The sequence below is a fragment of the Microbacterium oleivorans genome (genome assembly GCF_001691565.1).
In the GTDB taxonomy this organism is placed as follows: Bacteria; Actinomycetota; Actinomycetes; order Actinomycetales; family Microbacteriaceae; genus Microbacterium; species Microbacterium oleivorans_B.
This window is the reverse complement of record NZ_MAYO01000003.1, coordinates 251,434-268,315: the sequence shown is the minus strand read 5'-3', so window position 1 is coordinate 268,315 and position 16,882 is coordinate 251,434. Positions and strand designations below refer to the sequence as shown.

20 protein-coding genes, 1 tRNA gene and 1 other RNA gene are annotated in these 16,882 nt (G+C 68.5%); 13 read left to right on the top strand and 9 right to left on the bottom strand.

Annotated features, from left to right (window positions below; genetic code table 11):
- Window positions 1-9 precede the first annotated feature (9 nt).
- Window positions 10-777 carry a trehalose-phosphatase gene (gene otsB / locus BBA86_RS04015; protein WP_065570399.1) on the bottom strand — a complete coding sequence of 256 codons (768 nt, stop codon included), beginning with the start codon at window positions 775-777 and terminating at the stop codon, window positions 10-12.
- Window positions 774-2,186 (bottom strand): trehalose-6-phosphate synthase, encoded by a 1,413-nt coding sequence (locus BBA86_RS04010; protein WP_065570398.1) that lies wholly within the window; start codon window positions 2,184-2,186, stop codon window positions 774-776. The genes otsB and BBA86_RS04010 overlap by 4 nt, the downstream gene beginning before the upstream one ends.
- Before the next feature lie 73 nt (window positions 2,187-2,259).
- Between BBA86_RS04010 and BBA86_RS04005 the strand changes: the two genes are divergently transcribed.
- Window positions 2,260-2,514, top strand: coding sequence for a hypothetical protein (locus BBA86_RS04005; RefSeq protein ID WP_018188103.1), 255 nt, complete (start codon window positions 2,260-2,262; stop codon window positions 2,512-2,514).
- 12 nt (window positions 2,515-2,526) lie between these two features.
- Here BBA86_RS04005 and BBA86_RS04000 read toward each other — a convergent pair whose 3' ends face one another.
- The 3 genes from BBA86_RS04000 to BBA86_RS03990 are packed head-to-tail and all read right to left on the bottom strand — an operon-like array spanning window position 2,527 to window position 5,130.
- Complete coding sequence (locus BBA86_RS04000) at window positions 2,527-3,708, bottom strand: acetyl-CoA C-acetyltransferase (protein WP_065570397.1); 1,182 nt, start codon at window positions 3,706-3,708, stop codon at window positions 2,527-2,529.
- Entirely contained in the window at window positions 3,705-4,355 is a 651-nt protein-coding gene (locus BBA86_RS03995; RefSeq protein WP_189318416.1) for a 3-oxoacid CoA-transferase subunit B, read from the bottom strand. Before BBA86_RS03995 ends, BBA86_RS04000 begins: the two co-directional genes overlap by 4 nt.
- Before the next feature lies 1 nt (window position 4,356).
- Complete coding sequence (locus BBA86_RS03990; protein ID WP_065570396.1) at window positions 4,357-5,130, bottom strand: CoA transferase subunit A; 774 nt, start codon at window positions 5,128-5,130, stop codon at window positions 4,357-4,359.
- Between the two features lie 104 nt (window positions 5,131-5,234).
- Between BBA86_RS03990 and BBA86_RS03985 the strand changes: the two genes are divergently transcribed.
- Window positions 5,235-6,026 carry an IclR family transcriptional regulator gene (locus tag BBA86_RS03985; RefSeq protein WP_065570395.1) on the top strand — a complete coding sequence of 264 codons (792 nt, stop codon included), beginning with the start codon at window positions 5,235-5,237 and terminating at the stop codon, window positions 6,024-6,026.
- Window positions 6,027-6,032: 6 nt separating this feature from the next.
- Here the strand turns inward: BBA86_RS03985 and BBA86_RS03980 are convergent, their stop codons facing one another.
- A complete protein-coding gene (locus BBA86_RS03980; RefSeq protein ID WP_065570394.1) occupies window positions 6,033-7,448 on the bottom strand; it encodes a dihydrolipoyl dehydrogenase family protein in 1,416 nt (471 codons plus the stop codon).
- A gap of 134 nt (window positions 7,449-7,582) precedes the next feature.
- On the opposite strand from BBA86_RS03980, the gene BBA86_RS03975 reads away from it, so the two are divergent.
- From BBA86_RS03975 to corA, 9 genes are all read left to right on the top strand, one after another.
- On the top strand, window positions 7,583-8,419 hold the full coding sequence (locus tag BBA86_RS03975) for an ABC transporter ATP-binding protein (protein WP_065570393.1): 837 nt from the start codon (window positions 7,583-7,585) through the stop codon (window positions 8,417-8,419).
- A 7-nt stretch (window positions 8,420-8,426) separates the two neighbouring features.
- Entirely contained in the window at window positions 8,427-9,104 is a 678-nt protein-coding gene (locus BBA86_RS03970) for an ABC transporter permease (RefSeq protein ID WP_065570392.1), read from the top strand.
- Window positions 9,101-9,823, top strand: a complete 723-nt coding sequence (locus BBA86_RS03965) for an ABC transporter permease (RefSeq protein WP_065570391.1) — start codon at window positions 9,101-9,103, stop codon at window positions 9,821-9,823. Before BBA86_RS03970 ends, BBA86_RS03965 begins: the two co-directional genes overlap by 4 nt.
- Before the next feature lie 39 nt (window positions 9,824-9,862).
- On the top strand, window positions 9,863-10,777 hold the full coding sequence (locus tag BBA86_RS03960; RefSeq protein WP_065570390.1) for an ABC transporter substrate-binding protein: 915 nt from the start codon (window positions 9,863-9,865) through the stop codon (window positions 10,775-10,777).
- Between the two features lie 3 nt (window positions 10,778-10,780).
- The gene (locus BBA86_RS03955) at window positions 10,781-11,572 is read left to right on the top strand and encodes a glycosyltransferase family 2 protein (RefSeq protein ID WP_065570389.1); all 792 of its coding nucleotides are present in this window, start codon (window positions 10,781-10,783) and stop codon (window positions 11,570-11,572) included.
- The gene (locus BBA86_RS03950; protein WP_065570388.1) at window positions 11,509-12,387 is read left to right on the top strand and encodes an endonuclease/exonuclease/phosphatase family protein; all 879 of its coding nucleotides are present in this window, start codon (window positions 11,509-11,511) and stop codon (window positions 12,385-12,387) included. The genes BBA86_RS03955 and BBA86_RS03950 overlap by 64 nt, the downstream gene beginning before the upstream one ends.
- Window positions 12,384-12,986: a hypothetical protein gene (locus BBA86_RS03945; protein WP_065570387.1), complete on the top strand. Its 603-nt coding sequence runs from the start codon at window positions 12,384-12,386 to the stop codon at window positions 12,984-12,986. The genes BBA86_RS03950 and BBA86_RS03945 overlap by 4 nt, the downstream gene beginning before the upstream one ends.
- The gene (locus BBA86_RS03940) at window positions 12,974-13,186 is read left to right on the top strand and encodes a DUF2945 domain-containing protein (protein ID WP_065570386.1); all 213 of its coding nucleotides are present in this window, start codon (window positions 12,974-12,976) and stop codon (window positions 13,184-13,186) included. The genes BBA86_RS03945 and BBA86_RS03940 overlap by 13 nt, the downstream gene beginning before the upstream one ends.
- A 91-nt stretch (window positions 13,187-13,277) precedes the next feature.
- Window positions 13,278-14,276, top strand: coding sequence for a magnesium/cobalt transporter CorA (corA, locus tag BBA86_RS03935; protein ID WP_065572169.1), 999 nt, complete (start codon window positions 13,278-13,280; stop codon window positions 14,274-14,276).
- A gap of 54 nt (window positions 14,277-14,330) precedes the next feature.
- Here the strand turns inward: corA and BBA86_RS03930 are convergent.
- Window positions 14,331-14,403 (bottom strand) — tRNA-Lys (locus BBA86_RS03930).
- 115 nt (window positions 14,404-14,518) lie between these two features.
- Between BBA86_RS03930 and BBA86_RS03925 the strand changes: the two genes are divergently transcribed.
- Entirely contained in the window at window positions 14,519-15,343 is an 825-nt protein-coding gene (locus BBA86_RS03925; protein WP_065570385.1) for an inositol monophosphatase family protein, read from the top strand.
- The gene (locus BBA86_RS03920; RefSeq protein ID WP_065570384.1) at window positions 15,340-15,912 is read left to right on the top strand and encodes a hypothetical protein; all 573 of its coding nucleotides are present in this window, start codon (window positions 15,340-15,342) and stop codon (window positions 15,910-15,912) included. Before BBA86_RS03925 ends, BBA86_RS03920 begins: the two co-directional genes overlap by 4 nt.
- A gap of 61 nt (window positions 15,913-15,973) precedes the next feature.
- Here the strand turns inward: BBA86_RS03920 and ssrA are convergent.
- Together ssrA and BBA86_RS03910 are read right to left on the bottom strand one after the other, a co-directional pair.
- Window positions 15,974-16,345, bottom strand: a transfer-messenger RNA (tmRNA) gene (gene ssrA / locus BBA86_RS03915).
- A gap of 102 nt (window positions 16,346-16,447) precedes the next feature.
- Window positions 16,448-16,858 carry an NUDIX hydrolase gene (locus tag BBA86_RS03910; protein WP_065570383.1) on the bottom strand — a complete coding sequence of 137 codons (411 nt, stop codon included), beginning with the start codon at window positions 16,856-16,858 and terminating at the stop codon, window positions 16,448-16,450.
- Window positions 16,859-16,882 lie beyond the last annotated feature (24 nt).

Here is a 16,882-nt window from a genome sequence, read left to right as displayed (position 1 = left end):
TCTCGAAGTCTATTGGTGTGCGGCGACGCGCTCGCGTGCGACAGTCGACAGCAAAGCGGCGAGTTCTTCGATGTCTCCCACACGAACGGATGCCGCCGTCTCCCCCGAGCCGACTCGGATGCCGAGATCCTCCGGTCCGAGGGAACGGAGGGCGTCCTCATCGGTGACGTCGTCACCGGCGAAGATGACCGCCGTGGCACCGACGACCTGGCGGAGGTGGGCCACCGCGGCATCCTTGCCCACATCGGTGAACGCGTACTCGACGATGCCGTGCCCCTGACGACGACGCCAGTGGGGCGCGCGATCCGCGACGAGGGCATCCGTCGAGGATCGCAGCCGCTCGGCGGATGCCCCATCGGAGACGGTGCGCAGGTGGACGCCGAACCCGAATGTCTTCGGCTCGATCCACGCTCCCGGTACGTCCCGGGCCAGTTCCTCCGCCTCCGCGCGCATCCGGTCGCGCAGAGCGGTATCGGCTGGGTCGAGCGCGGGAGCGGAACCCGACCCAGGGAGGAGATACTCCGCGCCGTGCGAGCCCGCGAGGAGGATCGGCGAGTCGTCGGTGTGCTCCGCGATAATGCGGAGGTCGCCCAACGAGCGGCCGGAGACGAACGCGACGACCGTCGCGGGGGCGGCCACGAGCGCCGTCACGGCAGCTCGGGCGGCCGGTGCCATTCGCGCTGTCATCGGTTCATCGACGAGGGGTGAGAGCGTGCCGTCGAAGTCGAGCGCGACGAGAAGCGTCTCGGTCCGCGTCACGGCCTCGAGGTCGGTCACGGGCGCGCCTCACGGGCGGTGCGCAGCTCCGAGAGGAACCGCTCTGACCATTTCGCGACGTCGTTCTCGCGGACCCGCCGTCGAAGCGCGCGCATACGGCGCTCCTTCTCTTTGTCGGGCATCTCGATCGCCTGCATGATGGCGTCCTTCAGCCCTGAGATGTCGTGCGGATTGACCTTGATGGCCTGAGTCAGCTCGTCCGCTGCGCCCGTGAACTCGCTGAGCACGAGAGCCCCTCCACCGTCGACGCGGCTCGCGACGTACTCCTTGGCAACCAGGTTCATGCCGTCTCGCAGGGCCGTGACCAGCATCACGTCCGCCGCGAGGAAGAGCGCGACCATCTCCTCGCGCGGGTACGAGTGATGCAGATACTGGATCGCGCTGTAACCGAGCTCGTCCGCGTCGCCGTTGATGCGGCCGACCGTCAGTTCGATCTCGTCGCGGAGCTCCATGTACGTCTGCACGCGCTCCCGACTGGGACTCGCGACCTGGACCAGGATGACGTCGTGCACCGAGAGGCGTCCGTCGGCCAGCAGCTCGCCGTACGCCTTCAGACGGTGACGGATCCCCTTCGTGTAATCGAGTCGATCGACACCGAGAAGGATCGCCTTCGGGTTGCCGAGGCTGGAGCGGATCTCCTCCGCGCGAGCTCTGATGTCGGGCCGCTTCGCGAGTTCCTCGTACTCCGCGGCGTCGATCGAGATCGGGTAGGCACGGGCGACGGCCGTGCGCACTCCCCCGTCCTCCGTCGGAACGGAGATGGCGCCGGCTTTCGTGTCGAACCCCAGCTGGCGACGCACCGCACGGGCGAAGTTGCCGGCATCCGCCACCCGCTGGAAGCCGATGACGTCAGCCCCGAGCAACCCCTCGAGGACCTGACGACGCCAGGGCAGTTGCGCGTACAGCCCGTATGCGGGGAACGGAATGTGGTGGAAGTATCCGATGGTCAGATCGGGACGGAGCTCGCGGAGGAGCTTCGGGACGAGCTGGAGCTGGTAGTCGTGGACCCAGACCGTAGCGCCCTCGGCGGCGTGGGTAGAGGCCGCCTCCGCGAATCGCTTGTTGACCCTGACGTAGGCGTCCCACCATGTCCGGTGATAGGTCGGGGCTGCGATCACGTCGTGATACAGCGGCCAGATCGTGTCGTTCGAGAAGCCCTCGTAGTAGAGCTGCATGTCATCAGCCGAGAGCGTGACCGGCACGAGCTGGAGGCCGTCGAACTCGAAGGGATCGAGCTCGACGCCCGGCTGGCCCGGCCACCCGACCCACGCGCCGTTGTTGGTGCGCATGACCGGATCGAGAGCCGTGACGAGCCCGCCGGGAGAGCGTCGCCATGGTTCGTTCTCATCATCGGTCCGGTCGACGGGAAGGCGGTTGGACACGACGACGAAGTCGGAAGCCAGAGTCACGATGTTCCTCTCGATGGATGACTTCAGGCTAACAACCGCCGCGGCATGCGTCCGGCGCAGTACCGTGGGTGGTATGCGCAAATACCTGTTCGGAACCGGACTGCTGTCAGCCCTCACCGGCGGTGTCACGCTGCTGCGGTCCGCGCGCAGCCCGGAACCTTTCACCTGGCGTACCGCCCTCGCGTGGCTCAGTTGGGGAATCACCCTCGCGCTCGCGGTCGGCTCCGTCGTCGACACTCGGCGTGCATCTCGGGGGAAGCTCATCCCGATGGACTCTCCGCGCGACGGCGAGAAGAAGAAGCTGCTGAAGCGCCGCCTCTCCCGCTGACGACGGGCGGATTCAGCGCGTCAGGATGAGCGCTTCACCCTGACCGCCTCCCCCGCACAGGCCCACCGCCGCGGTTCCGCGTCCCCGGCGCGCGAGCTCGTGCACCGCGTGGACGACCAGCCGCGCGCCGGAGGCGCCGATCGGGTGGCCGATCGCGATCCCACCGCCGTGGATGTTGACGATGTCATCGCCTATGCCGAGTTCCCGCTGAGACTGGGCCACGACCGCGCCGAAGGCCTCGTTGATCTCGACGACGTCCAGGTCGGATGCCGACAGCCCCTGCCGCTCGAGGGCGTGAGCGATTGCGCGGGCCGGCTGGGAGTGCAGCGAGCTGTCGGGTCCCGCCACCTGCCCTGCGGCGCCGATCACCCCGAGGACAGTCCATCTTTCTGCCTCGGCGCGGGATCGCGTCGTCACGACGACCGCGGCCGCGCCGTCCGAGATCGGCGAGGCGTTCCCCGCGGTGATGTCGCCGTCGGGTGAGAACGCCGGTCGCAGCCCCGCCAGGCTCTCCACCGTCGTATCGGGGCGGACACCCTCGTCGGCGCTGATCCGTCGCAGCTCACCCTTGCGCTGGGGAACCTCGACCGTCACGATCTCCGCGTCGAACACGCCCGCCTCGGCCGCGGCGGCCGCACGCTGGTGCGAGAGCGCCGCGACGGAGTCCTGCTCCCGCCTCGTCAGTCCGAGACCCGGGTTGCGCCGCTCGGTCGAGAGCCCCATAGAGATCCCCTCCGCGGCGTCGGTGAGTCCGTCGTGCGCCATGTGGTCGAGGACCTCGACCGAGCCGTACGTCCAGCCGTCGCGCGAACCCGTCAGAAGGTGCGGGGCACGGGACATCGACTCCATCCCGCCGGCGACGACGACCGCGGCATCCCCCGACGCGATCATGCGCTTGGCGTCGATCACCGCGGTGAGACCCGACAGGCAGACCTTGTTGACGGAGGATGCCGGGACGCCCCAGCCGATGCCGGCCCCGAGAGCCGCCTGCCGCGCCGGATTCTGACCCGAACCGGCAGGCAGGACCTGCCCCATGATCACCGCGTCGACCGCCGCGGGATCCACCCCACCGCGTTCGAGGGCTCCGCGGATCGCGAACGACCCGAGCTGCGGCGCCGAGAAGGACGACAGCGCGCCCTTCAACTTGCCCTGCGGGGTGCGGGCCGCACCGACGATGACGATCTCTTCGCTCATGACTCCACCTTCGCATCGGACACGATGAGGCCCGGCTCCGTCGCGTCGCGGACATCCTGCACGCTGACGCCGGGGGCGGTCTCCACCAGCACCAGACCCTCGCCCGTGACGTCGATCACGGCGAGGTCCGTGATGATGCGGTCGACCACGCCGCGGCCGGTCAGCGGCAGGGAACACGCGTCGACGATCTTCGGAGAGCCGTCCCGGGCGACGTGCTCCATCAGGACGATCACGCGGGCTGCGCCATGGACCAGGTCCATCGCCCCGCCCGGACCCTTGACCATCTTCCCGGGGATCATCCAGTTCGCGAGGTCGCCGGTCGCCGAGACCTGCATCGCGCCGAGGATCGCGGCGTCGATCTTCCCCCCGCGGATCATCCCGAAGCTGAGTGCGGAGTCGAAGAACGCAGCCCCCGGGAGCGTCGTCACCGTCTCCTTTCCCGCGTTGATGAGGTCGGGATCGACGTCGGCCTCTCGGGGGTAGGGCCCGACCCCCAGGATGCCGTTCTCGGACTGCAGTACGACCACGACCCCTTCGGGCACGTGGTTGGGAACCAGAGTCGGGAGCCCGATCCCCAGGTTCACGTAGGAGCCGTCCTGCAGCTCCGCGGCCGCCCGTGCCGCCATCTGATCCCTGGTCAGCGCCATCTCACTCCCCCTCCGCAGCGACCGTACGTCGCTCGATGCGCTTCTCGATGTCGGTCCCGACCTCCACCACACGATGCACGAAGACGCCGGGCAGGTGGACGGCATCCGGATCGATCCCGCCCGGCTCGATCAGCTCCTCGACCTGCGCGATGCAGACGCGACCCGCCATCCCGGCCAACGGGTTGAAGTTTCGGGCTGACTTCGCGAAGACGAGGTTCCCGTGCCGATCGCCGCGGAGCGCGTGCACGAAAGCGAAGTCGGTCGTGATCGCCTCCTCGAGCACGTACTCCTTCTCGACGCCATCGACCGCGAACGTCCGGACGTCCTTGGCCGGGGATGCCAGCGCCACCCCGCCCCGGCCGTCGTAGCGCCGCGGCAACCCGCCGTCGGCGACCTGCGTCCCGACGCCTGTCTGCGTGAAGAACGCCGCGATACCCGAGCCGCCGGCGCGCAACTTCTCGGCGAGGGTCCCCTGAGGCGTCAGCTCGAGTTCGAGTTCACCCGAGAGGAACTGCCGCTCGAACTCCTTGTTCTCACCGACGTACGACGAGGTCATCTTCCGGATGCGGCGCGCATGCAGAAGGACACCCAACCCCCAGTCGTCGACCCCGCAGTTGTTGGAGACGATCGAGAGGTCCGTGGTGCCCTGCGCGAGCAGGGCCTCGATCAGGGCGATCGGATTGCCCGAGAGCCCGAAACCGCCCACGGCGATGCTCGCGCCGTCGGGGATGTCGGCGACCGCCTTCGCCGCGCCCGCCACCGTCTTGTCGATCACTGCGCACTCCTTCGTATGGTCTGTCCTCCAGCCTCCGTCCCCGTCCGGTGGAAGTGAGAGCGAACGGTTGCCATGTGGACGTCGCGCCGCCTACTGTCCACGATGTGGAACGACCCGCGGCATCCGTCCCCGGCGCGCAGGCCATCGCGCGCGCCGCCCTCCTTCTGCGACTCGTCAGTGCAGCGGGGACAGCGGGTAAGGGCGTGCGGGAACTGGCCGCCGACGCCGGACTGACCCGCACGACGACCCACCGCTTGCTCTCCGCCCTCCGCGCGGAGGGACTCGTCGATCAGGACGAGCGGAGCGCGCGGTGGCTCGCCGGCCCGGATCTGTTCCTCATGGGCGCAGCGGCGGCTCCGCGGTACGACGTCACCCACCTCGCCGGCGACATCGTGCGCTCACTGGCCGTCAAGACGGAGGAGAGCGCGTTCCTCTCGGTCCGACGGGGTGACGAGACCGTCTGCCTGGTGCGCGAGGAGGGGTCCTTCCCTATCCGATCGTTCGTCCTCAGCGAGGGCGTCCGGTTCCCGCTCGGGGTCGCGTCGGCCGGACTCGCAATCCTCTCGTTCCTCCCGCCGCACGACGTGGACGCCTACCTCTCCCGGCATCCCGAACTCGTCAGCCGATGGGGTGACGAACACGATGCGGCCTCCCTCACGCGACGCATCGCGGAGACCCGGGATCGCGGGTACGCCGTCAATCCCGGCCTGATCGTCCCCGGGTCCTGGGGCCTCGGCGCGGCGGTCTTCGATCCCGCCGGCCGGCCCGCGTGGGCCCTGAGCCTCACCGGGGTGGAGTTCCGTTTCGGGCCGGACCGACTGCCTGAACTGGGGAGGCTCCTCCTCGCCCACGCGCACCAGTTGACGACGCGCGTCCAGTCGGCCCGGCGAAGCTGACGGGAGTCAGAGCCCCGCGGACTCCAACCACCGGAGCCAGACCTCGCTGACGGTCGGGTACGCCGGCACGGCGTGCCACAGTCGCTCGAGCGGGACCTCGCCGACGATCGCGATCGTCGCCGCGTGCAGGAGTTCCGCGACGTCCGGTCCGACGAACGTCGCTCCGACGAGGACGCGCCGCTCGGTGTCGATGACGGCGCGCGACATTCCCTCGTACCGGTCGGAGTGCGTGCTGGCGCCGGCCACCCACGACAGGTCGTAGTCGACGACCTGCACCTCGATGCCCGCCGCGCGGGCGGATGCCTCGGTGTGGCCGACGGCGGCGACCTCGGGGTCGGTGAACACGACCTGCGGCACGGCGGTGTGGTCCGCGGTCGCCGCGAGGGGACGCCAGGCCGAAGTGTCGACGTCGCCGGAGCCGGCCCGTCGGGCGATGACGTCACCCGCGACCCTCGCTTGATACTTCCCCTGGTGCGTGAGCAGGGCGCGGTGGTTGACGTCACCCACCGCGTAGAGCCAGTCGCTGCCGGGAACGCGGAGCGTGTCGTCGACCTCGATCCACGCTCCGGCCTTCTGCCCGACGACCTCCAGGCCGACGTCCTCGGTCCGGGGCACGCGACCGGTCGCGACGAGGATCTCCTCGGCGCGGACGGTCGAGCCGTCGTCCAGCGACACGGTCACCTCGTTGCCCGCGCGCTGGACGCCGGTCACGCCGACGCCGGTACGGACGGTCGCGCCGGCCGCGGTGAGCGCCTTACCCACCGCTTCACCGGCGAAGTCCTCGAGCCCGCTGAGGAGCGACGACCGTGCGATCACCGTGACCTCCGACCCGAAGGCGGCGAACGCCGTCGCCATCTCGACACCGACGACGCCGCCCCCGAGCACGACGAGGGACGACGGGACGTTCCTCACGCCGGTCGCCTCACGGCTCGTCCACGGCGCGGCATCCTCCAGGCCCGGGATATCGGGCAGGAGCGCTGCCGAACCGGTGCACACCGCGACAGCGTGCCGTGCCCGCAGGACCGTCGTGGAACCGTCGGCCGCCTCGACGGTGACCTCCCTCTCCGCGGACAACCGCCCGTGGCCCCGGACGAGATCTATGCCCGCGCCCTGCAGCCACTCGACCTGGGAGGTGTCCTGGTAGTCGTGCACCATGCGATCACGCCGCGCAAGGACGGCTGCGACGTCGACGCCGCCGGACACCGCCTCGGCCGCTCCTCCGACGTCCCGCGCCGCGCGCAGCGCGGCGGGTGCGCGCAGCAGCGCCTTGGACGGCATGCAGGCCCAGTACGAGCATTCGCCGCCGACCAGCTCGCTCTCGACGATCGCGGCTGTCAACCCGCCGCGCACGGCCCTATCCGCGACGTTCTCGCCGACAGGGCCTGCTCCGATGACGATGAGGTCGTACTCGCGTGTGCTCATGCCGACACCGTAGCGAGCGCTCGACCGGAAAGTCCTGCCCTTGCCATACCCGGGGAAAGACGTCAATGGACGCCGGAGACTGCCGGGATGTCGGGGGTCTGTGGTTTGCTGAAACACCGGCCGAAAGGACGCCCATGGCCATCGAATTCCGATCCGTCACCAAGCGCTTCGGCGACGGTCCTGCCGCCGTCGACGACGTCTCGCTCGAGATGCCCGCGCGCAAGACGACGGTCCTGGTCGGATCCTCGGGCTGCGGCAAGACCACGCTGCTGCGGATGATCAACCGATTGATCGAACCGACGTCCGGTGACATCACGATCGACGGCGAGTCGATCCGCTCACGTGACGCCGTTCAGCTGCGCCGCAGCATCGGTTACGTCCTGCAGAACGCCGGCCTCCTTCCGCACTACACGGTGGCCGACAACATCGCGACCGTGCCCGTGCTCACCGGCCAGACGCGCGCGACCGCGCGTCGCCGCGCGCTGGAGCTGATGGAGGTCGTCGGCCTCGACACCGCGTTCGCCAATCGCTACCCCGCTCAGCTCTCCGGCGGTCAGCAGCAGCGCGTCGGCGTCGCACGCGCGCTCGCTGCGGACCCGAACATCCTGCTCATGGACGAGCCGTTCGGCGCCGTCGACCCCATCGTCCGCAAGGAGCTGCAGGCCGAGGTCATCCGACTGCAGCGAGAACTCGACAAGACGATCGTCTTCGTGACCCACGACATCGACGAAGCCTTCCTGCTGGGCGACCAGGTCGTCATCCTGCAGAAGGGCGCGCGGATCGCTCAGCACGGAACCCCGTCGGAGATCATCGAGGCCCCCGCCGACGACTTCGTCGCGAGCTTCATCGGCGCTGATCGCGGCGCGCGCGCCTTCCACGCGAAACAGACCGACCGCGGGACGGTGCTCGTCGACGGATCGGGTCGAACCCAAGGCGTCCTGCTTCCGGGCTCGCCCGGGGACGAGGGGTGATCGCCCGATGAACTGGGTCGGCCAGAACCTCGACCTGATCGGGCAACTCACGCTCGCCCACCTGCGGCAGAGCGCCGTCGCGATCGTGCTCGGTTTCGTCCTCGCGATTCCGCTCGGCTGGGCAGCGTTCCGGTTCACTCGCCTGCGCGGGACTCTTCTGGGCGTGGTGGGCATCCTCTACACGATCCCCTCGTTCGGCCTGTTCGCTCTCATCAGTGCGACGACCGGCATCGGCCTCCTGTCCGAGACGAACCTCGTCGTCGCGCTCACGATCTACGCCGTCGCGATCATGACGCGCTCCGTGACCGACGGTCTCGCGTCGGTGGATGCCGCGGTCCGCAGCGCCGCGGTGGCCGTCGGATTCGGGCCGCTCAGGCGCTTCTGGACGGTCGACTTACCCCTGGCGGGGCCGGTCATGCTGGCGGGCCTGCGAGTGACGGCGGTGTCGACCATCTCCCTCGCCACCGTCGGCGCCCTGATCGGTGTGCAGAACCTGGGCTACCTCTTCACGAACGGGTCGCAGCGACGCATCATCCCCGAGGTGCTGGCGGGCGTCCTCGCCGTCGTCGTCATCGCCCTGGTGATCGACCTGGTGCTCGTTCTCGCCGGGCGCGCACTGATGCCGTGGACCCGTCAGACCCGCATGCCGCGGGAACGAGCACGTGCCGTGGAGGTGACGGCATGAACGTCTTCCTCGACGCGTTCGCGTGGATCTTCTCCCCCGACCGCACCACGGGTTACCTCCCCCTGTGGGAGGCGGTCCTGCAGCACCTGGGTTTCACTTTCGGGTCTGTCGCGATCGCCGCTCTCATCGCCATCCCGGCCGGATGGGCGATCGGTCATACCGGCAAAGGCCGCGAGATCGCGGTGTTCCTCTCGGGCGCCGCTCGCTCCCTGCCGTCCCTCGGTCTCGTCGTGCTCCTGTACCTCGTGATCGGCGTCAACTTCAAGGAGCAGGCCGCGGTCGTCGCCTTCGTCCTGCTCGCGATCCCCTCGATCCTCGCCGGCGCGTACGCCGGTATCGAGGCGATCAACCGCTCCACCGTCGAGGCGGGCCGCGCCGTCGGGATGACGCCGATGCAGATCCTGTGGAAGATCGAGGTCCCCCTCGGCCTGCCGCTGCTCATCGGCGGCATCCGCTCCGCCGTCCTGCAGGTCGTGGCCACGGTCACCATCGCCGCGTACGTCGGACTCGGCGGACTGGGGTTCGCCCTCATCCAGGGCATCCAGACTCGCAACGCCGCACAGATCCTCGGCGCCTCGATCGTCGTCGTCATCCTCGCCCTCGTCCTGGACGGTGCGTTCGCGCTGTTCCAGCGCATCGTCGTGCCCCGCGGTGTCGCCGTGCAACACTCTTCCCCCACGCGTCGTCGCACCCGGCGCGCCCCCGTCCCGGCCACCTGAGCCCGGAAATACCGACCACCACCCCATCCGGAGGCATCCATGTCCATCACACGCACCCGCATCATTCCCGTCATCGGCCTCGCCGCCGCGGCCGTCTTCGCGCTGTCCGCCTGCGGCTCGAGCGACTCCCTCCAGGGCGGCGGCTCGAGCGGCAACCAGGGCGGCGACGACCAGTCCAAGACGATCGTCGTCGGCTCGCAGTCCTACCCGTCGAACGAGATCATCGCCGAGATCTACTCCCAGGTGCTCGAGAAGGACGGCTTCACCGTCGAGCGGAAGTTCGCCATCGGGCAGCGCGACGCCTACATGCCGTCGCTCGAGGACGGCTCGATCGACCTCTTCCCCGAGTACACCGGCAGCCTGTTGCAGTACTACGACAAGTCGGCCACCGCGGGGTCGTCCGACGAGGTCTACGACGCCATGGTGAAGGTCCTCCCGGACAACCTGAAGGCCCTCGACTACTCGCCGGCGACCGACCAGGACTCCTACAACGTGACCGCCGCTTTCGCGAAGGAGAACAACGTCACCGAGATCGGCGACCTGGCCGGCGTCAAGGACCTCACGTTCGGCGGCGCGCCCGAGCTGGAGCAGCGTCCCTACTTCACCGACCTGAAGAAGGTCTACGGTGTCGACGCCAAGTTCGAAGCGACGGCCGACACGACCGTCGACGAGCTCGTCGCGGGGAACATCCAGGTCGCCAACGTCTACAGCGCGGACCCGCGCATCGAGACGGAGGACCTCGTCACGCTGAAGGACCCGAAGGGACTCTTCCTCGCTGCGAACGTCGTGCCCATCGCGAACGCCGACAAGGCCGACGAGATCGCGGATGCGATCAACAAGGTGAGCGCGGCGATGAGCCCCGAGGAGCTCGTCGCGATGAACGTCGAGTCCACCGTCGACCAGCGTTCGAGCGCTGACATCGCCAAGAAGTGGATCGCCGACAACCTCGGCTGACACATGACAGCCCGGGGCCCGCAGCCCACCGCCGGATCCGTCACCGTCGTCATTCCCGTGAAAGATGACGCTGACGGACTTAGGCGGTGCCTGCGGGCCCTCGCTCTCCAGACCCGGCGTCCGGACGAGATCGTCGTCGTCGACAACGCCTCGTCAGACGCTTCGGCCGACGTTGCGCGTGAAAACGGGACGCGCGTCATCTCGTGCGTCCAGCCCGGGATACCCGCGGCAGCGGCAGCCGGGTACGACTCCGCGAAGGGCGACCTCATCCTCCGCCTCGACGCGGACTGCATACCGGCGGCGACCTGGGTGGAGGTCATGAGCACGCAAGCCCGCGCCCGACCCGAGGTCGACGTCTTCGCGGGCGCTGCTCGATTCGTCGACGGCCCGCGATTCCTTCGGTCGCCCTTGGCGGTCGCCTACCTGGGCGCCTACGCCGCCGTCCTCACCCCGACCCTCGGACACCTTCCCCTGTTCGGCTCCAACCTCGCGATGCGTCGATCCGCGTGGCGGCGCGTGAGCGCAACGGTGCACCGCGGCGACCCCGAGATGCACGACGACCTCGATCTCTCCTTCCATCTCGGGAAGGAGCATCGGATCCGGTTCGTCCCCTCTGCCGCGATGGGTATCTCGATGCGGCCCTTCGCGTCGGCGTCGGCGTTCCGCCGACGTGTGCGCCGCGGCATCCGCACCGTCGTCCGGCATTGGCCTGAAGAATTCGCACCGATCCGATGGGCGCGGTCCGCGCGTCGTCGCGCGGTGCGCCGCAGGTCAGCCCTGAAGGCGTCCTCGTGAACGGCGTCCTCGGTGAGGTCGACGGCGACCTCCTGCACGTGGCGACGATGAACGTGCGTCGGCCGCTCCCGCGGGTACTCACCCGCCGTGCCGATCGCTGGGACCGGCGCCGCTCCGCGCTCATGGCGACGCTGTCGCGGGAGTCGCCGTCGGTGGTCGGTCTGCAGGAGGTCCTCCCGGGGCCGGCACAGGACATCGCCGCCGCGTTGGGTCCCGAGTACGCGCGCATCGGCGCGGGACGCGGACGCGGCGGCCGCGGCGAGGGGTGTCCGATCTTCTTCGATCGATCGCGGCTCGAACTCATCGATCAGCAGCAACTCGCCCTGTCGGACTCGCCCGACGTCGCGGGTTCCCGGTCGTGGGGCAACCCCCTGCCTCGGGCGATGGTGATCGGAGTCTTCCGGGACCGACGCACGCGAGCCTCTCTCACCGTCATCAACACTCACCTGGACCCGTTCTCGGCTCGGTCTCGCGTCCGCGCCGCCGAGCAGATCCGACGGGAGGTGAGACGGCGGGGGCTCCCCGCCGTCGTCGTGGGCGACATGAACGCAGCCGCGGGCTCGCCCGCGCTGGAGGCCATGACTCGCGGCGACCTGATGACGGATGCCTGGACTGCCGCAGCCGAACGCGTGACGCCGCTCTGGGGCACATACAGCGGTTACCGCCCGCCGGTCCGCGGGGGCGCGCGCATCGACTGGATTCTGACGACCCCGGACATCGTCGTGGAACGCGTCGGCGTCGACGCTCGGCTGGAGGAAGGGGTGGCCGGGTCGGATCATCTCCCGGTCCATGCCGCCATCGAGGTACCCCGATGAGAGCAGACTTCCTTCGTCCGCCGCGTTCCGCCGCCGAGTGGGCGGCCGACGGCATCCGGGTGCTCGGTCTGCTGAGCGTGGCAGCGGCATTCCTCTGGTGGACGCCGACCGACGCGGGGATTCTCGCGCTGGCTCTGCCCGCCCTCCTCGTGCCCCGAGCGATCGGCGCGCGACCCGGTCTCGACGTGTTCTACGGCGTCACGGTGGTCGTCGCGGCATGGAGCAACGTCCTGGAGCTGTACCGCTCCATCGCGTGGTGGGACATCGCCGTCCACTTCGTCGCGACCGGTGTGATCGCGACCATCGTGTTCCTCGCCCTTCGGCGCTTCGCGGTCGTGCCGGCGAGCGACGCCCGACGGTCGACCGTCGTCCTCGTCCCGACGATCGGGCTGGCGATCAGTGCGCTGTGGGAGATGGTCGAGTGGGCCGGCAAGACCTTCCTCGCACCGGACATCTTCGTGACCTACCAGGACACCATCGGCGACATGGCCGTCGGTGGGCTCGGTTCCTTGCTCGCCGGCATCCTGATCATCCGGATACCCATCGACAGGACCGCGCTCGTCGCGGCGAACAGAAAGGAAGCATCATGGCGGAGTTGAAGAAGGGTGACCGCGTCAGCTGGAAGACGTCCCAGGGACGCACCCAGGGCAAGATCACGGAACGCAAGACGAGCGACTTCACGTTCGACGGGCAGGACTTCACCGCATCGAAGGATGAGCCTGCGTTCATCGTCGAGTCGGAGAAGACCGGGGCCAAAGCCGCTCACAAGGGTTCGGCGTTGAACAAGCTGTCATCCTGAAGGGATGCCGCGGGTTCCGCTGCGGTTCGTCTCACGGAGCCTCGGCGCGGCGCGCGGCATCCGCTCATCCCGCAGGGCGCAGAATCTACGCATGCCCATCGTCGACAACGCCGTGTACGTGGACGGCCACCGCATCCAGGACCCGTCGAACCTCACCGAGACGTTCGAGCACATGCGCGACCACAGCGGCATGGCGTGGATCGGTTTGTACCGCCCGACCGAGGCCGAAGTCGCCGCCGTCGCCTCGGAGTTCTCGCTGCACCCGCTCGCCGTGGAGGACGCGTTGGCGGGCCACCAGCGGGCGAAGCTCGAGCGCTACGGTGATGTCCTCTTCGCCGTGCTCAGGCCCGCGCGCTACGACGATCAGACGGAATCCGTCGCGTTCGGCGAGCTCCACGTCTTCGTCGGTCCTGATTTCGTCGTCACGATCCGACATGCTGACTCGCCCGATCTCAGTCAGGTGCGAGCGAGGATGGAGAAGCAGCCCGAGCTGCTGCGCATGGGTCCTGAGGCGATCCTCTACGCGATCCTCGACCAGGTCGTCGACGAGTACGCTCCCGTTCTCGCGGGTGTCGAGAACGACATCGACGAGATCGAGGAGAAGCTCTTCAGCGGAGACGACTCCGGGCTGTCTCAGCGCATCTACGCCTTGGCACGCGAGGTGATCGCGCTCCACAAGTCGACCCTGCCGCTCGACGACATGCTCCAGCGCCTGCTGCAGGGCTCCGACAAGTACGGGGTGGACATCGAGCTCCAACGATCGCTGCGCGACGTCCTGGACCACGTCATCCGTCTCAACGAACGGATCGTGGCGTTCCGGTCGATACTCGACAACGCGCTGACGGTGCATTCGACACTGGTCACGCAGCGCCAGACCGATACATCGCTCGAGCAGAACGACCAGGTGAAGAAGATCTCCGGCTGGGCGGCGATCCTCTTCGGCCCGTCCCTCGTCGGGACGGTCTACGGCATGAACTTCGAGAACATGCCGGAGCTCCACTGGACGTACGGCTACCCGATGGCGCTCGGCATGATGGTCGCCAGCTCGGTGGTGCTGTATGTCGTGTTCAAGCGCAAACACTGGCTCTGAACCTCGAAAAAGCAGAAGGCCCCGATCACTGGCGAGAGTGATCGGGGCCATCCGTGCACCCCCCGGGACTCGAACCCGGAACCCACTGATTAAGAGTCAGTTGCTCTGCCGATTGAGCTAGAGGTGCGTGATTCGAAGAACTCGAACCGAGGGTCAACACTAGCATCACGATCGCGTCCCGCGCCAATCGAGGCACCCTGCGCGTGTCATCGCACTCAGGTGCACGCCGTATCCTGGACCCCGTGACGCCCTCTCCTTCTTCGACGGACTGGACAGCCCCCTTCGACGACGACCTCGGCGACGACCTCGCTCTCGCCCTCCGCCTCGCGGATGCCGCGGATCGTGTCTCGATGGAGTGCTTCGACGCACCCGATCTCGAGATCAAGACGAAAGCCGATGCCACTCACGTCACCGAGGCCGACCTCGCCACGGAGCGAGCCATCCGCGACCTTCTGACGGCGGAGCGCCCTGGTGACGGGATACTCGGCGAGGAATACGGCACGAGCGGCGACACCCGCCGCCAGTGGATCATCGATCCGATCGACGGAACGGCGAACTACCTCAAGGGCATCCCCATGTGGGCGACCCTCATCGCCCTCGTCATCGACGGCGTCCCGCGCGTCGGCGTCGTCAGCCAACCCGCCATCTCACGCCGCTGGTGGGGCGCAACGGGCACGGGCGCATGGACACGGACCCCGGACGGTCGCACCCGGGCGATCCGAACCTCGGAGGTCGCCACCGTCGCCGAGGCGAGTGTCAGCTTCCAGAGCATCGGACAGTGGGATGCCGTGGGTCGCACCGACGACCTCCTGCGGCTCTCCCGCGCCGTGTGGCGCGATCGCGGCTACGGCGATGCCTGGCCGTACATGCTCCTCGCAGAGGGGCGCCTCGAGTTCGTCGCGGAGTTCGACGTCCGGGAGTACGACATCGCCGCTCACGTCCCGATCATCATCGAGGCCGGCGGCCGTTTCACGGACATCGACGGCGAGGAGCGACTCGACGCCCGGTCGTCCCTGGCGACCAACGGCATCCTGCACGATGCGTTCCTGGAGATGCTGCGGACGTGACGGCCGTTCCTGCACGTCTGCGCGCGGCAGGGGTCGCCGCCCTCGTCGTGGTCGGCTCCGTCGTCCTGCTGAGCGCCTGCACGCCCGGAACGGCCCCCGGCGCCAGCGGCTCCGGCAGCACGCCGCAGGCGCCGGCGACGACGGCACCCGCGGCGACGCAGATCGACCCGGACGACGTCACCTGCGAGAACATGCTCTCTCCCGACACCGTCGAGACGTTCAACTCGACGGGGTGGACGGTGCGTGAGGATCCGTTCGTCATCCTCGATCTCGAACTGCCGAAGGGGATCGCGTGCACGTGGGGGGATTTCAGCTCCCCCACGAACGACGACCTCATCCTCTTCGGATGGTCGCCCATCAGCGATGCTGACGCCTCCGCTGCGGAGAAGGCCCTGGAGACGGAGGGGTGGCTCCGGAAGGACGATCCCCGAGGCGTCATGATCACCGAGGACCCCTCGGCCGCCCTGCGCCTGGACGACCAGGGCTATGGGATGACCTACCTGTTCCGGAACGGGTGGGTGGAGGTCTCGGACACCCGTCAGGGCCTCGACCTGATCGACCTCGGCTGAGGGGACGACGAAGCCCCCGCATCCGCGAACGGACCGGGGGCTTGTACTCCGTGACAACGGTTCGTGGAGATGGGGGGAATCGAACCCCCGTCCATCGCTGAGAGACGGCGTCTTCTCCGGGCGCAGTCTGTAAAAGGCGTTCTACTCGGCTCCGACTCTTCCTACAGACATGTAAGTCGACGAGCCCAGCCTGAAAAAGTCCCGCGTGACGCTCAGGCGACGCCACGCAGCGAGATCCCTTAGATGACGCCAGGAACCATGAGGGGATCACTCACGGACTGACGGACTCGAGCTGGCTGCTTACGCAGCGAGGGCGAAGTCGGACTGCTTCTTATTGGCAGTTATTGGTTCGCAGAGATCGTTTACGAGATAACCCTGCATCCTCGGCCCGCTTCCCGCAGAGTCACAGGCGATGTCGAAACCGATCATCCCCGAGACGCCTGACGGCGTGTGGACCGTTGTCACACTGTGGAGTTGTCATGTCTCGGCTGCCGGAGCGTCCGAGCATCCCAGACTACCACCGCTCGTGGCGGTGTCACCCGGCGAGGAAGTACTCGGCGGCGAGAGGAGCGATCGGGATACCGCCGGCCTCACCGCGCGACACCCAACGGAGTTCTGCGATCTCCGCGGCAGCGACCGGCACCTGCCCGGCAAGCGACACCTCGAACACGTCGGCGATGACGGCATGCCCGGGCTCGTTAGCGGCATCCGCACGGAAGACGCCGAGGCCACGCAGGTCATCGAGTCCAACCGAGACGCCGAGCTCTTCACCCAGCTCGCGTACGAGAGTCTCCGCCGGCGTCTCGCCGTCTTCAGGCTTGCCACCGGGCTGCATGAACGCACTCGTCCCCCGCTTGCGCACGAGCAACAGCCGTTCGGCGGAATCACGGATGACGGCCGCCGACACGCGGATCGACGGGGCGGAAGCATCTTCGTAGGGCGTCACGCGAAAACGCTAACAGGCGGGCCG

Bases quoted from the DNA above. Each gene is read 5' to 3' on its own strand.
- BBA86_RS03950 (WP_065570388.1), top strand. From the start codon at position 11,509: ATGGGCGCGGTCCGCGCGTCGTCGCGCGGTGCGCCGCAGGTCAGCCCT.
- BBA86_RS03945 (WP_065570387.1), top strand. From the start codon at position 12,384: ATGAGAGCAGACTTCCTTCGTCCGCCGCGTTCCGCCGCCGAGTGGGCG.
- BBA86_RS03970 (WP_065570392.1), top strand. From the start codon at position 8,427: ATGAACTGGGTCGGCCAGAACCTCGACCTGATCGGGCAACTCACGCTC.
- BBA86_RS03995 (WP_189318416.1), bottom strand. From the start codon at position 4,355: ATGGCGCTGACCAGGGATCAGATGGCGGCACGGGCGGCCGCGGAGCTG.
- BBA86_RS03965 (WP_065570391.1), top strand. From the start codon at position 9,101: ATGAACGTCTTCCTCGACGCGTTCGCGTGGATCTTCTCCCCCGACCGC.
- BBA86_RS03960 (WP_065570390.1), top strand. From the start codon at position 9,863: ATGTCCATCACACGCACCCGCATCATTCCCGTCATCGGCCTCGCCGCC.
- BBA86_RS04005 (WP_018188103.1), top strand. From the start codon at position 2,260: ATGCGCAAATACCTGTTCGGAACCGGACTGCTGTCAGCCCTCACCGGC.
- BBA86_RS03955 (WP_065570389.1), top strand. From the start codon at position 10,781: ATGACAGCCCGGGGCCCGCAGCCCACCGCCGGATCCGTCACCGTCGTC.
- BBA86_RS03975 (WP_065570393.1), top strand. From the start codon at position 7,583: ATGGCCATCGAATTCCGATCCGTCACCAAGCGCTTCGGCGACGGTCCT.
- BBA86_RS04000 (WP_065570397.1), bottom strand. From the start codon at position 3,708: ATGAGCGAAGAGATCGTCATCGTCGGTGCGGCCCGCACCCCGCAGGGC.
- corA (WP_065572169.1), top strand. From the start codon at position 13,278: ATGCCCATCGTCGACAACGCCGTGTACGTGGACGGCCACCGCATCCAG.
- BBA86_RS03980 (WP_065570394.1), bottom strand. From the start codon at position 7,448: ATGAGCACACGCGAGTACGACCTCATCGTCATCGGAGCAGGCCCTGTC.
- BBA86_RS03940 (WP_065570386.1), top strand. From the start codon at position 12,974: ATGGCGGAGTTGAAGAAGGGTGACCGCGTCAGCTGGAAGACGTCCCAG.